Below are 13,683 nucleotides of genomic sequence, written 5' to 3' on the forward strand. Positions count from 1 at the left end.
CGTGACCCCGGCCGGTGTGGCCAGGGCCGTCACCCTCCCCCGAAGGTGACGGCCCTGGCGCTTCCCCCGGCGCCGGACTGCGGTCTCTACGTGGCCGTGCGGCTCACCAGCACATGACGGCCGTCTCGCCCGAACCCCAGCCGGAGTACAGGCGGACGCGGACGAAGTAGCGGCGGCCCCGGACTAGCCGGGCCCTGATCGTGGCGTTGCGCGGGGTGCCTCCGTCGTCGTGTCCCGCCAGGAAGCGCGGCTCGCCGTCCCGCTCCTCGAAGACCACGACCACCGAGTCGCTCTCCCCGAAGGCGCCGAAGGTGTACTCGCGGGTCTCACGCGGCTCGACGGTGAAGTCGGCCTGCTCGCCCGGCCCTAGCGTCAGCGCCACCGAACGGAACGGCACCAGCGTGGGCGGACGCGGCGCGTCGAGCGGCGGATACCAGCCGAGCGCGAACTCCTTGTCCAGCGGCGACAGCGCGCCGGGCGGATGCACACCGCCGCGGAACTGCTCCGGCTCGAGGATCAGCCCCGCCGCGAAGGGAAACTCCATCACGGACTGCGGATCCCACACCGACCCGTTCACCTCGGCCGGGTCCAGCTTGCGCAGGACGTTGAACCAGGTCCGCTCCCGGCTCCAGTGGTTGGGCGGTCCCGCCAGATCGGCGTACACCGCCTCGTCGTCCCAGTGGAGGCCGGCGAACGGGCTCTGGTGCTCGTGCTGCATGCCGAGCGCGTGCCCGATCTCGTGCAGGGCCGTCGCGCGTTCCCCGGGCGCGGTCAGGTCCCAGCCGAAGTTCATGGTGCGCTCGCCCCGACCGGCCGTCAGCGCGTCCCGGCCCACCGCCGACCAGGAGCCGTCACCCGGCTGGAAGCCGATGCGCAGCTCCGCCTCCGAGCGGTCGGCGACCTCGGCGAACGACACCCCGATGCCCAGCTCCCGCCACTCGCGGAAGCAGTCGCGCACGACCTCCCGCTGGTCCTCGCCGCCCACCCACGACACCCACCGGGTCCCCCCGCCGCCCGGCACGGCGATGACCGACCCGTCGCCCTCGCCGTCGAAGAAGCAGTAGTGCAGCACGGTGCCGTTGACCCACATCCGCCGCCCGCTCATCAGCGCGCCGAGCCGCACGGCGGCCAGCCCCGGCGCGAAGGCGGGGGCCGACTCCCGGGCGAGCGAGCAGTAGCGGGCGGTCATGGGCTCCACAGTGCCGTGCGGAACCCGTCCGGGGCCTGAGTCGAGGGCTACTCAAGTCGCCCTGTATCAGGCGTGAGTATGCCGACTCCAGTAGATGTGACGACGTTCGAACCGCACGCCGAGCCCCTGCGACCGCCGTGGCCGTTCGCCGGCCGGGACGAGGAACTGGGGCTGGTCCGCCGCGCCTTGGCGGGGGCCCGGCCGGGCATCGTGATCACGGGACCGGCGGGCTGCGGCCGCACCCGCCTCGCCATGGAGGCCGTCCGCGGCACCGACTGCGCCCGAGCGGCCGGCACCCCCGAGATGCGGGCCCTGCCCTTCGCCGCCTTCGCCCCTCTTCTCCCCGAGGGCGTCACCCTGCACCGTGCCGTCCAACTCCTGTCCGAAGTACGGCTGTTGCTGGTGGACGACGCGCATCTGCTGGACGACGCCTCCGCCGCCCTGGTCCACCAGCTGGCCGTCCAGGGCCGCACCCGTCTGCTCGTCCTCGTCACGGACGGCGCCCCCGCCCCCGCCGCCGTCTCCCGCCTGTGGACCGGCGAACTGCTGCCCCGTCTGGCCCTTCAGCCCCTGCCCCACGAGGAGACCGTCCAGCTCCTCACGGCCCCCGGCGGACCGCTGGAGCCCCTTACCGTCAACCGTCTGCTGCGGCTGTGCCGGGGCGACCTGCGCCTCCTGCGCGACCTGCTGGACGCGCTGCGCGAGCAGGGCGTGCTCACCCGGGGCGCGGACAGCGACGCATGGACGTGGCGCGGCCGGCTCCCGGTGACCCCGGCCCTGCGGGAACGCACCGCCGCCGTCCTCGCCCGCACCTGCCCCGACGAACGCGAGGCCCTCGACCGCCTCGCCTTCGCCGAACCCCTGCCGCTGCCGGCGGACACCCTTGACCTGCGGATCCTCGAACGCCTGGAGACGGACGGCCTCCTCGACGTCGCCGCCGACGACACGACCGTCCGCCGGCGGCCCGTCGCACCCGCCCTCGCCGCCGAGGCGGCCGGGCTGACCCGCCGCATCGAGCGGGCCGACGTCCGTACGACGCCCACGCCCGTGGGGGAGTGGCTCGTCGCGGAGGGGGAACCGGTACCGCCGTGGTACGCCGCCGTCCGCGCGCGGTTCTCACGGCTGCGGGGAGAACTGCGCGAGGCGGCGGCCTGGGCGAGGGAAGGCCTGGCCGCGGCGCCGCACGATCCCGCCTGCCGCACCGAACTGGCCCTGTCCGCCGCCCAGTCGGGGGAGACGGGCGCGCTCGTCGATCCCCTCGCCGAACACTCCGGCACAGCCGCCTGGCCACCCGCCGCCCGCGGCGACCTCGACACGGCCCTCAAGGCCCTCGAAACCATCTCGACCTGCGCGGGCCAGGGCCCGTCCACGGGCACCGCGGCCCGCGTCGATCCCGCCGATCCTGGCCGGTCCGCCGGCCACGACGCCGACGCGCGCCAGGACCTGCCCACGCCGTGCGCCTCCCGTCCCCCTCACCTCCCCGACTCCGGCCACGTCGCCGCCTCCGCCTACGACGCCTACGACGCCTACGACGCCTACAACCCCTATTCCGCGTACGACGCCGTCCGGCTCGGCGTGCCCGAGCGGGCCGTACGCCTGCTTCCGGCCGATGGTGTTCTCGGCCGGCACGCGCGTGCGCTCGCGCGGGGCGACGGTTCCGCCCTGGACCTGGTGGCCGCAGAGCTGGAGGAGCGCGGCTTCCTCCTCTTCGCGGCCGAGGCGCACGCGCAGGCCGTACGGGCCCATCGCGACCCCAGTGCGGCCCGCACCGCCCGTACGCGTGCCGTCGCCCTGGCCCGGCGCTGTCAGGGTGCCCGCACCCCGGCGCTGTCGGGTCTGGTGCTTGGCGAACTCACCGCCCGTCAGCGGCAGATCGTCACCCTCGCCGCGGCCGGTCTCAGCAACCGGCAGATCGCCGAACGGCTCACCCTGTCCGTCCGTACCGTCGGCAACCACCTCTACGGCGCCTACACCCGCCTCGGCGCCGGCGACCGCGGAGCCCTGCCGTGGCTGGTGGAACAGCCCGCCTGAAACGCCCTGAACCGGCCGGGCCCAGAAGCTCAGGCCGCGCCGAACGCCGTGAACGCCCAGCCCGTCGCCTGGTGCAGCGCGTCCTCCGGCAGCGCGGCCCGCGCGTCCCGCAGGGCCTCCGCCAGGGACAGGCCCGCGCTGAGGCCCTTGTGCAGGGCCAGCATCAGCGGGACCACGGCCGCGTCGTTGACGGGCGCGCTGCTCGCCACCACGCCCGCCGTGCCCAGCGGCAGCAACGCCGTGACCAGGCCGAGGAGTTCGTCCGCGCCGACGGAGGCGAGCCGGGCGGTGTCACAGCTGGAGAGGATGATCCGGTACGGGCTGCGGGCGAGCCGTTCGAAGTCGTGGACGATCAGCGGACCGTCGGCCATGCGCAGCGACGAGAACATCGGGCTGTCGGCGCGGAACGTGCCGTGCGCGGCGATGTGCGCCAGCGCCGCCCCGTCCAACTCCTTCAGTACCCGCGGAACTTGGGCGTCGGCCTGCTCCAGCACGACCGGCGCGCCGTACCGCCCGGCCACCTCCGGCACCTCCGCGCCGCCGGTCGCAAGCCCCGGCCCGCGCACCAGGACCTGCCGGCCGCCCGGCGGCGGCTCGGTCTCCCGCGCCCGCAGCCAGCCGCTCGCCGACGGCGACACACTCACCACGCGCTCCCGCAGCGACGGCAGCACCGCCCACGGCACCCGGTGCAGCCGGGCCGGCGGCACCACCACGAGCGGACCCGGGCCCAGATGCTTCGCCGCCTCGCCCAGCAGCAGCTCCTCGAGCCGTCGTCCCGCCGCGTCCACCACCGGCAGCCGACCCTCCGCCCCGGGGTGTGCCAGTCGCCGCAGCCCTGCCTGGACGTGCTCGGCCTCCCGCTCCGCCTCCGCCAGCAGCCCGCCCGCGAACCGGCGCACCCGCCCACCCCCGCACAGCAGCACCTGAACCCGCCCGTCCAGTACGGCGAGTTCGACCAGCCGCGCCGCGCCGAGTCGCTCCAGCAGCCGGCCCGCGTCGAACCGGTCGCCGCCGAACCGGTCGCCGCCCCAGGGAGCGACCCCGCGGATGTGCAGGGTCCGGGAGCGGATCTCCCGCTCCAGACGCCGCTGTTCACGCTCCAGCGTCGGCACGGGCCTGCCCTCCATCCGGGCGGCGTGCGCTCGGGCGGCGATCACCCGGAACGCGGTCAGCCCGCTCAGCAGCGCCGGGTCGGCCGGCGGCCGGGTGGGCGGCGTCGACAGCGCCGTCGCCCGCCAGCGTTCGCTCCACACCAGCAACTGCCGCGGCCCGCCCCGCTCCAGACTCACCTCCTGGGCCAGCGCGGCGAGTTCGGCGCCCTGCGCGGTGGCCCGGGCCCGCAGCTCCGAGGCGCCCAGCGTCGTGCGATGGTCGTCCAGGACGTCGAGCCCACGCCGGCAGGCCTCCAGCACGCCCCGGCCCGAGCCCGTCGCCCGCGCCCACAGGGCCTGCGCCGCCCAGCCCGTCATCCGCGCCAGCGGCGGGCCGCTGCGCCGGCTGCGGGCGGCGATCCGCAGATACCGCTCGGCGTCCGTCTGCCAGTTCAGGTCCAGCGCGATCCGGCCCGCCAGCAGCCAGGCCTCCGGTGCGGCCGGCGCCTGGAACGCGGCGAGCCGCTCGGCGAGCCTGGCGGCGTCCGCGACCAGCCGGCCCGAGGCGCGCCCGGTGGCGACCCGCGCCTCGATCAGCACCAGCCGCGCGTGCGCCTCCCACCAGGTGCGCCGCTGCCCCGCGAAGAGCCGCTCGGCCATCGCCGCGCGCGCGATCGCCGTCCCCGGATCACCCGCGAGCCGCGCCGCCTTCGCCGCCGCCAGCAGCAGCTCCGCCTTGCGGGTGGACTGTCCGCCGATGCCGTCCAGCACCCCTATGGCCGCGTCCGCCTCGGCGAGCGCCTCCGGCGCGAGTCCGGCCGCCATCAGGACCTCGCAGCGCCGGATGTTGAGCATGAACGTCGGTGTGCCGAGCTTGGCGTAGCGCTCCTCCGCCTCGTCGAGGAGCCTCAGTGCCGCCGGGACGTCCCCCGAGCGGAACGCGGCCAGGCCCCGGCTCTCCACCGCGTCCGCCTTGTCGTGCTCCTGGCCGGTGGTCTCCCACAGCGCCTCGGCCGCCGTGAAGTCGGCCTCGGCCCGGTCCACCGCTCCGAGAGCGAGATGCACGGTGGCGCGCAGGGTGAGGGCGCGCGCCGTCCAGATGACGTCGTCCGCCCCGCGCAGTACGGGTATCGCCCGGCGGACGTCCTCCAGGGCCTCGCGATGCAGGCCGAGCACCCACAAGGAGTAGGCACGCCGGTAGAGCACGCGCGCGCGGGTGTGGCCCGTGCCGCGCTCGACCCCCTGCTCGAACGCCGTCAGTCCCTGCCGGGTGCGGCCCGCGTGCACCAGGGCCACGCCGAGTGTGCCGAGGACGTCCGCCTCCCGCTCGGCGGAGTCCGCGCGCGCCGCGAGATCCCGGGCGCGCCGCAGATGGTCCAGGGCGAGCCGCATGTCGCCCCAGTCCCGCTGCCAGATGCCGATCACCTGGTGGGCGACCGAGGCGTGCAACGGCGTCGGATCGGTGTCGAGCAGTCCTTCCGCCCGCGACAACGCTTCGCCCGGGGCAGCGAACACCATCGGCAGCAGTTCGAGAACCGAGTCGTTTCCCGCTGTCACCCCACGGATGGTAGTGCTCCGGCCTGCACGCCACACCCGTTCGGCGGCGTATCCACCAGTAACAATTGGACGTCGTGTCAACGGACTCGGCGCGGGCGGAGACGTGGTCAGGGGGCGCAACGAGGGGGCGCGCGACCGCAACCACACCACCTGACTGCGCAACCGCACCACCCGAACCGGTCGTCGCATCACCTGTATCAGACGACCGCCTCGCGGGTCTTGCTGACGACCACCGGCTGTAGGGGAGGACACGCCATGGCACCACAGCGATTCCACGAGCAGTTCGACCAGATCCAACGCGCCCTGCCCGACGTCCCGTTGGCGATGGGCCCGGACGACTCCGCCGAGTTCATCTACGAGAAGGGAGTCGTCCTCGCCCGCGACGGGGAGGAGGCCCAGGTCGTCGAGGACGCCGTCCGCTCGCACTTCACCGCGACCGAGGGCCTGGCCCCGGAGCAGGTGCGCCGGGCGGGCCCGCGGTCCAACCGCTCCGGGATCACCCGCATCCGGGTCGGCGACCCCGGGCAGGGGGGCCGCGGCGCCGACCACACCGTGGCGGGAGCCCTGCGCGCGCTGCGGGAGGCGGAGGGACGCACGGGCCGCCGCCTGGTCAGCCGCAACCACGTGGTGTCCATCGCGGTCAACGCCTGTCCCGGCGACGAGCCGGTGCCCGTCCCGCGCACCGAGCCGCCCAACCCGTCCGCGGCCCGGTCGGCGCACGGGGCGGACGGCCCGGCCGGCGCCGTCGGCGTGCTCGTCGTCGACACCGGCCTGACGCACGACTACCGCTCCTACCCGCTGCTGGCCCGCACCGAGGGCGACGCCCAGCTCAGGGAGACCGACGACAACGGCATCCTCCAGCAGTACGTGGGCCACGGCACGTTCATCGCCGGACTGATCGCGGCCGTCGCCCCCGACACCGACGTCACCGTGCGCAACACCCTCAACGACGCCGGCGCGATCCTGGAGTCGGAGTTCGGCGAGAGGCTCTTCGACGCCGTCGAGGACGGCTGGCCCGACATCATCAGCCTCTCCGCCGGCACCTCCAACGGCGGCGTCGACGGCCTGCTCGGCGTGGCCGCGTTCATGGATGAACTCCGCGCGCACGACACCCTGTTGGTCGCCGCCGCCGGCAACAACGCCAGCGCCGCCCCCTTCTGGCCGGCCGCCTACGCCGCCCTGCCCGACTACGCCGACGCGGTGCTGTCGGTGGGCGCGCTGCGCGGCGACGGCGAGTTCGGCGCCTGCTTCAGCAACCACGGTCCGTGGGTCATGGCGTACGCCCCCGGCGAGCGCCTCACCAGCGCCCTCACCGGCTTCGACACCCCCGTCCCGTACGTCTACCAGCACTCCACCTACGAGGCCTGCCGCTACGGCTTCACCTACTCCTGCACCTGCTGCTCCCCGCGCCACACCGGTGTGCTGAGCGAGGCGCAGCAGCTCACCCCCGGCAAGCCGGACCAGGTGATGTTCGAGGGGCTGGCCGCCTGGAGCGGGACGTCCTTCGCGACTCCCGTGGTGGCAGGGCTCGTCGCCGCCTGCATGACCGAACACCAGGAGAGCGATCCCCGTGCCGCCGCCCGCCGACTGCTCGCCACGAACACCGAGTTCGCCGAGGTGCGCGGGGCGCACGTCCCGGCCCTCCGTCCGGCCACCTGGCGCCCGGTCCCGGTGGGCCCGGCGTGAGGGCCCCATGACGTCCGGGACAAGCCCCGCCACGGCGTACGATGACAGGCCGTACACGAGGGGTGGGACCGTGGACCGTACTGATGTCGGCGCGCTCGTCCAGTCCGCCGTCGACGGTGACACGGCGGCCTGGAAAGCGCTGGTGGACGGGTTGAGCCCGTTGGTCTGGTCGGTCGTGCGCGCACACCGGCTCTCCGACGCCGACGGCCACGAGGTGTACCAGACCGTCTGGTTCCGCTTCGCCCAGCATCTCGGCCGGATCCGCGAGCCGCACAAGGCGGGCTCCTGGCTCGCCAGCACCGCGCGCAACGAGTGCCTGAAAGTGATCAAGGGCCTGAGGCGGCTGACGCCGACCGACGATCCTCAGCTGCTCGACCGGGCCAGCGAGGACCTCACACCGGAGCAGTCGGTCCTGGACTCGGAGGAGGCGGCCGCGCAGAGCGAGCGCGTCCGCTTCCTGTGGCAGGAGTTCGAGGCGCTCGGCGAGCGTTGCAGGCAACTGCTGGGGGTGCTGATCGCCTCACCGCCGCCCAGCTATCAGGAGGTGTCGGCCGCACTCGGCATCGCCGTCGGCAGCATCGGACCGATGCGCCAGCGATGTCTGCGCCGGCTGCGCGCCCGACTCGACGCACGGGGAGCACGGTGAGCGACATGAACGGCATGAACGGCATGAACGACGACGAGCGGGACGACATCTTCGGCGAAGTCCCCTTCGTCGACGAGGAGTTCGACCACGACCGCCTGGAGGAGGAACTCCGTCGGGCCGCCGCCGTCCTGGACCCGGTCCCGGCCGAACTGCGCCGGGCCGCCATCGAGGCCTACGCGCTGCACGATCTGGACGCGCGGATCGCCGAGCTGACGTTCGACTCGCTGGTCGACGCCATCCCGGTGCGGGGAGCGGAGGACGTGCCCCGGATGCTGACCTTCCACACGGGTGGGCTGACGGTCGACGTCGAAGTGAGCGGCGAGGGACTCATGGGCCAGCTGCTGCCGCCCCAGGCCGCCTCGATCGAGGTCCTGCACGGCCCCCGGGCGGGCGCCGCCCTCACCGCCGACGACATGGGCCGCTTCGCCTGCTCCGCACCGCCCACCGGGCCGTTCGCCCTGCGGCTGCGGACCGGCGGGGAGGTGGTCGTCACGGAGTGGCTGCGCGCCTGAGGCCCGACAACTCGCGCCCGCGCCCGCGGCGCGGACCCCGGCCGCCTGTCGCGCGGAAGTGCTCCAGCCCGACGTCAGCCGGTGACGGCGGTCACGAGGGACGCCAGCGCAGAGGCGAGCCGGGTGAGCCCCGGACCGGCCGGACCGCCCGGCTCGCTCATGTACGTGTCCCGGCGGATCTCCACCATCAGCGCGCTCACCCGGGGGTTCTTCCCGTAGTACTCCAGGGGTACGTACGCCCCGGAGAACGGGCTGTCCAGCCCGGTCTCCCCGACCGCCGCCCCGAACGCCTCCTGTGCGGCGGCGAGCAGGTCGGCCGGGGTGTGGAAGGCGTCGGTGCCCAGACACACCGGCGGCCGCGGCCCCTCGCCGTGCAGCTCGTAGGGCAGCGGCGCGCCGGGGTAGGAGTGCACATCGACGACGACGGCCCGCCCGACGGCCGCCAGCCGCTCGGCGACGGCATCGGTCATCGCCTGTGCGTACGGCCGGAAGTAGCGGGCGACCAACGGCTCGGGATCGGTCTGCGCGGGCCGCAGCACCTCGCGGTGCGTGGTCCGCGTGTACACGGCGCCCATGCCGACGGCCCGCATCTCCTCCCGTTCGTCCGGGAACCGCTCCGGGTCGACCACCAGTCGCGACAGGCGGTTGACGAACCGCCAGGGAGTGACGGCCGCCAGCCGGGCCGCCTCCTCGGCGAGTTCAGCGGTGTGCGAGTCGGTGATGTGGTTCAGCTCCTGCTCCAGTGCCGCGTCGTCCAGCACGATGCCCGCGCGTACCTCGGCCGGTATCTCTCGCGCCGAGTGCGGCACATGCAGGATCACCGGGGAGGCGGCGGCACCGGGCAGGAACGCGAAGGAGGGGCCGGCGGGGGGCATGAGGCTGCTCCGGGGGCTGTGGGCCGAAAAGCCGGGAACGCGGCTCCGCCCCGGCCGGGTGGTGCCGGGCGGGGCGGAGGCGTGGTGCGGGGTGACGGTCAGCTCAGGGTTGCCAGGGCCTCGGTCCAGGTGGGCGACGGGCGCATGACCTTCGCCGCCTTCGCCGGGTCGGGCTGGTAGTAGCCGCCGATGTCGGCCGGCTTGCCCTGGACGGCGAGCAGTTCGTCGACGATCTTCTGCTCGTTCGCCGCGAGGGTCTCGGCGAGCGGGGCGAAGGCCTTCGCCAGGTCCGCGTCGTCGGTCTGCGTCGCCAGCTCCTGCGCCCAGTACAGGGACAGGTAGAAGTGGCTGCCGCGGTTGTCGATGCCGCCGACGCGACGGGTCGGGGACTTGTCCTCGTTGAGGAAGGTCGCCGTGGCGCGGTCGAGGGTGTCGGCGAGGACCTGGGCGCGGGCGTTGCCGGTGAACGTCGCGTACTGCTCCAGGGAGGGGACCAGCGCGAAGAACTCGCCGAGGGAGTCCCAGCGCAGGTAGTTCTCCTTGACCAGCTGCTGGACGTGCTTCGGCGCGGAGCCGCCGGCGCCCGTCTCGAACAGGCCGCCGCCCGCCATCAGCGGGACGACCGACAGCATCTTGGCGCTGGTGCCCAGCTCCAGGATCGGGAACAGGTCGGTCAGGTAGTCACGCAGGACGTTGCCCGTGACGGAGATGGTGTCCTCGCCGCGGCGGATGCGCTCGATGGACAGCTTGGTCGCCTCGACAGGGGACAGGATCTTGATGTCCAGGCCCTCGGTGTCGTGCTCCGGCAGGTACTGCTTGACCTTCTCGATGATCACCGCGTCGTGGCCGCGGGTCTGGTCCAGCCAGAAGACGGCCGGGTCGCCGGTGGCACGGGCGCGGGTGACGGCCAGCTTGACCCAGTCACGGATCGGCGCGTCCTTGGTCTGGCAGGCGCGGAAGATGTCACCGGCGGCGACGGCCTGCTCCAGGACGACATTGCCGGCCTCGTCGACCAGGCGGACCGTGCCGGCGGCCTTGATCTCGAAGGTCTTGTCGTGGGAGCCGTACTCCTCGGCCTTCTGCGCCATGAGGCCCACGTTCGGGACGGAGCCCATGGTGGCCGGGTCGAAGGCGCCGTTCGCGCGGCAGTCCTCGATGACGGCCTGGTAGACGCCGGAGTAGCTGTGGTCCGGCAGCACCGCGAGGGTGTCGGCCTCCTGGCCGTCCGCGCCCCACATGTGGCCGGAGGTGCGGATCATGGCCGGCATCGAGGCGTCGACGATCACGTCGGACGGCACGTGCAGGTTGGTGATGCCCTTGTCGGAGTCGACCATGGCGAGGGCCGGGCCCTCGGCGAGCTCCGCGTCGAAGGACGCCTTGATCGCATCGCCCTCGGGCAGGGCCTCCAGACCCTTGAGGATGGCGCCGAGACCGTCGTTGGGGGACAGGCCGGCGGCGGCGAGCGTGGCGCCGTACTGCTCGAAGGTCTTCGGGAAGAAGACGCGTACGACATGGCCGAAGATGATCGGGTCGGAGACCTTCATCATCGTCGCCTTCAGGTGCACGGAGAACAGCACGCCCTCGGCCTTGGCGCGGGCGACCTGGGCGGCGAGGAACTCGTTCAGCGCGTCGGCGCGCAGCACGGCGGCGTCGACGACCTCACCGGCGATGACCTTCAGGGGCTTGCGAAGAGCGGTGACGGAGCCGTCCTCACCGACCAGCTCGAAGCGCAGCGTGGTGTCCTCGGCGATGACAGCGGACTTCTCGGTGGCGGCGAAGTCGTTCTCGCCCATGGTCGCGACGTTCGTCTTGGACTCGGCGGTCCAGGCGCCCATGCGGTGGGGGTGGGTCTTGGCGTAGTTCTTGACCGACGCGGGGGCGCGGCGGTCGGAGTTGCCCTCGCGCAGGACCGGGTTCACGGCGGAGCCCTTGACCTTGTCGTAGCGGGCCTGGATGTCCCGCTCCTCGTCGGTCTTCGGGTCGTCCGGGTAGTTCGGCAGCGCGTAGCCCTGTGCCTGCAGCTCGGCGACCGCGGCCTTGAGCTGCGGGATCGACGCCGAGACGTTCGGCAGCTTGATGATGTTGGCCTCGGGCGTCTTGGCCAGCTCGCCCAGCTCGTGCAGGGCGTCCGGGATGCGCTGGTCCTCGGTCAGGTACTCCGGGAACACGGCGATGATGCGCCCGGCCAGCGAGATGTCCCGCGTCTCCACGGAGACACCGGCCTGCGAGGCGTACGCCTGGACCACCGGCAGGAAGGAATACGTCGCCAGGGCCGGGGCCTCGTCAGTGTGCGTATAGATGATGGTCGAGTCAGTCACCGGGTGCTCCGCTCCACGTCTGCAACATTGCTCGACATCAAGATATCTCGTGCCGGGGTCCGGCTCGACAGGGGTCTCCCCACGGTCGGGATGTCCGGGTGTCGTCCCGGTGCAACCGAATCGTCTGTTTTCGAGGTCATGGCAAGGAGAGAGCGTCGAACCTCATCCGACGGCCGGACGGACCACCCGGCCGCCCGACCGAAAGCGGACCATGAGATATCGCAGCAGAGTGACGGCCCCGGCGGCCGTCCTGATCGGCACGACAGCCGCGCTGACCGGGGGAAACACGGCGTACGCGGGCGCGCAGGACACGGGTGCGAAGACCGGGGCCGGCCCGGCGCCCGAGAGCCTCGGCGACCCCGTCTTCCCGGCCCTCGGCAACGACGGCTACCGCGTCGCCGCCTACCACCTCGACTTCTCCTACGACCCCACGACCGCCCTCGTCGACGCCACGGCGACCCTGGAGCTGCGCACCGCCCAGGCCCTCGGCCGCTTCTCGCTCGACTCCCTCGGCCTGGACATACGCACGGTCCGCGTCGACGGCCGCACGGCCGCCTTCGAGCAGGTGGACGAGAAGCTGCGGATCACTCCCGCCCGGCCCCTGCACGCCCGGGCCCGGGTCACCGTGTGCGTGACGTACACGGTGGACCCGCGCCGTACGCTCGCGCACACCGCGTGGGTTCCCACCCCGGACGGGTTCGCCGTCTGCCCGCAGCCGGACTCGGCGCACACCGTCTTCCCCTGCAACGACCATCCGTCGGACAAGGCGGACCTCACCTGCCGGATCACCGTCCCGGCCGCCCTGCGCGCCGTCGCGAGCGGCACGCTCGTCTGCACCGAGCGCCTGGCCGGCGACCGCACCGCGTACACCTACCGCTCGCGCTCGCCGATCGCCACCGAACTGGTGCAGATCACGGTCGGCGACTACATCGTCAAGGAGCGCCGGGGACCGCACGGACTGCCCCTGCGGGACGTCGTCCCGACCGCCCGGGCCGAGGCGCTGGAGCCCGCGCTCGCCCTCACCCCGGGCCTGGTCGAGTGGATCGAGGCGCGGCTCGGCGCCTACCCCTTCGAGACGTACGGCCTGCTGCCCTGCAACTCCGACGACCCGAACGCCTTCGACTTCACCGGTCTGGAGACCCAGACCCTCACCCTGTACAAGCCGAACTTCCTGCTCCAGGCGGAGCCGAAGATCGGCTCGCACATGATGCACGAGCTGGTCCACTCCTGGTTCGGCAACAGCGTCAGCCCCGCCACCTGGGCCGACCTGTGGCTCAACGAGGGCCACGCCGACTTCTACGGGCTGCTCTACCGCTACGAGCGCGGCTGGACCGACTCGCTCGGCTACAGCACGTTCGAGGACCGGATGAAGTTCACCTACGGCCTCGGTGACCAGTGGCGGCACGACTCGGGCCCGGTCGCCGCCCCGAACGCCGTCAACCTCTTCGACAGCCAGCGCTACACGGGCGGCGTCCTGGTGCTGTACGCGCTGCGTCAGGTCGTCGGCGAGGACGTCTTCCACGCGATCGAGCGCTGCTTCCTGGACCGGTACCGCAACTCCTCGGCGACGACGGAGGACTACATCGCCGTCGCCTCGAAGGTGTACGGACAGGACCTGTCCGGGTTCCTGCGGGACTGGCTGTACGGCACGACGACACCACGTATGCCCGGCCACCCGGACTGGACCGTGACGCCCGCGAAGACCTCCCTGGCCGCCCCGCACAGTCGCAGGGGCGGGCACTGGCACGAGAACTCCGCGACCCTCTGAGGCGACGGCC

9 protein-coding genes are annotated in these 13,683 nt (G+C 73.2%); 5 read left to right on the forward strand and 4 right to left on the reverse strand.

What is annotated here, in order from left to right; all coding sequences use genetic code 11:
* Positions 1-103: 103 nt before the first annotated feature.
* Positions 104-1,189: a M12 family metallopeptidase gene (locus ACIBTS_RS22270; protein WP_399321510.1), complete on the reverse strand. Its 1,086-nt coding sequence runs from the start codon at positions 1,187-1,189 to the stop codon at positions 104-106.
* Between the two features lie 78 nt (positions 1,190-1,267).
* Between ACIBTS_RS22270 and ACIBTS_RS22275 the strand changes: the two genes are divergently transcribed.
* On the forward strand, positions 1,268-3,220 hold the full coding sequence (locus tag ACIBTS_RS22275; RefSeq protein ID WP_399321512.1) for a LuxR C-terminal-related transcriptional regulator: 1,953 nt from the start codon (positions 1,268-1,270) through the stop codon (positions 3,218-3,220).
* Positions 3,221-3,249: 29 nt separating this feature from the next.
* On the opposite strand, the gene ACIBTS_RS22280 is transcribed toward ACIBTS_RS22275, so the two are convergent.
* On the reverse strand, positions 3,250-5,829 hold the full coding sequence (locus ACIBTS_RS22280) for a CHAT domain-containing protein (RefSeq protein WP_399321724.1): 2,580 nt from the start codon (positions 5,827-5,829) through the stop codon (positions 3,250-3,252).
* A 294-nt stretch (positions 5,830-6,123) separates the two neighbouring features.
* Here ACIBTS_RS22280 and ACIBTS_RS22285 point away from each other — a divergent pair, with 294 nt between their 5' ends.
* Genes ACIBTS_RS22285 through ACIBTS_RS22295 form a run of 3 tightly spaced genes read left to right on the forward strand, consistent with a single transcriptional unit; the run spans position 6,124 to position 8,712 of the window.
* Positions 6,124-7,554, forward strand: a complete 1,431-nt coding sequence (locus ACIBTS_RS22285) for a S8/S53 family peptidase (protein WP_399321513.1) — start codon at positions 6,124-6,126, stop codon at positions 7,552-7,554.
* A 7-nt stretch (positions 7,555-7,561) separates the two neighbouring features.
* Positions 7,562-8,200, forward strand: coding sequence for an RNA polymerase sigma factor (locus ACIBTS_RS22290; protein ID WP_173877641.1), 639 nt, complete (start codon positions 7,562-7,564; stop codon positions 8,198-8,200).
* A 23-nt stretch (positions 8,201-8,223) separates the two neighbouring features.
* Complete coding sequence (locus tag ACIBTS_RS22295) at positions 8,224-8,712, forward strand: hypothetical protein (protein ID WP_319677226.1); 489 nt, start codon at positions 8,224-8,226, stop codon at positions 8,710-8,712.
* 74 nt (positions 8,713-8,786) lie between these two features.
* On the opposite strand, the gene ACIBTS_RS22300 is transcribed toward ACIBTS_RS22295, so the two are convergent.
* Both ACIBTS_RS22300 and ACIBTS_RS22305 read right to left on the reverse strand, forming a co-directional pair.
* The gene (locus tag ACIBTS_RS22300) at positions 8,787-9,587 is read right to left on the reverse strand and encodes an N-formylglutamate amidohydrolase (RefSeq protein WP_399321515.1); all 801 of its coding nucleotides are present in this window, start codon (positions 9,585-9,587) and stop codon (positions 8,787-8,789) included.
* Positions 9,588-9,685: 98 nt separating this feature from the next.
* Positions 9,686-11,905, reverse strand: coding sequence for an NADP-dependent isocitrate dehydrogenase (locus tag ACIBTS_RS22305; RefSeq protein ID WP_399321517.1), 2,220 nt, complete (start codon positions 11,903-11,905; stop codon positions 9,686-9,688).
* A 211-nt stretch (positions 11,906-12,116) separates the two neighbouring features.
* Between ACIBTS_RS22305 and ACIBTS_RS22310 the strand changes: the two genes are divergently transcribed.
* Positions 12,117-13,673: a M1 family metallopeptidase gene (locus ACIBTS_RS22310; protein ID WP_399321519.1), complete on the forward strand. Its 1,557-nt coding sequence runs from the start codon at positions 12,117-12,119 to the stop codon at positions 13,671-13,673.
* The last annotated feature ends 10 nt before the right edge of the window (positions 13,674-13,683 follow it).

Source organism: Streptomyces sp. NPDC050121 (genome assembly GCF_044460385.1).
GTDB classification, from domain to species: Bacteria; Actinomycetota; Actinomycetes; order Streptomycetales; family Streptomycetaceae; genus Streptomyces; species Streptomyces soliscabiei.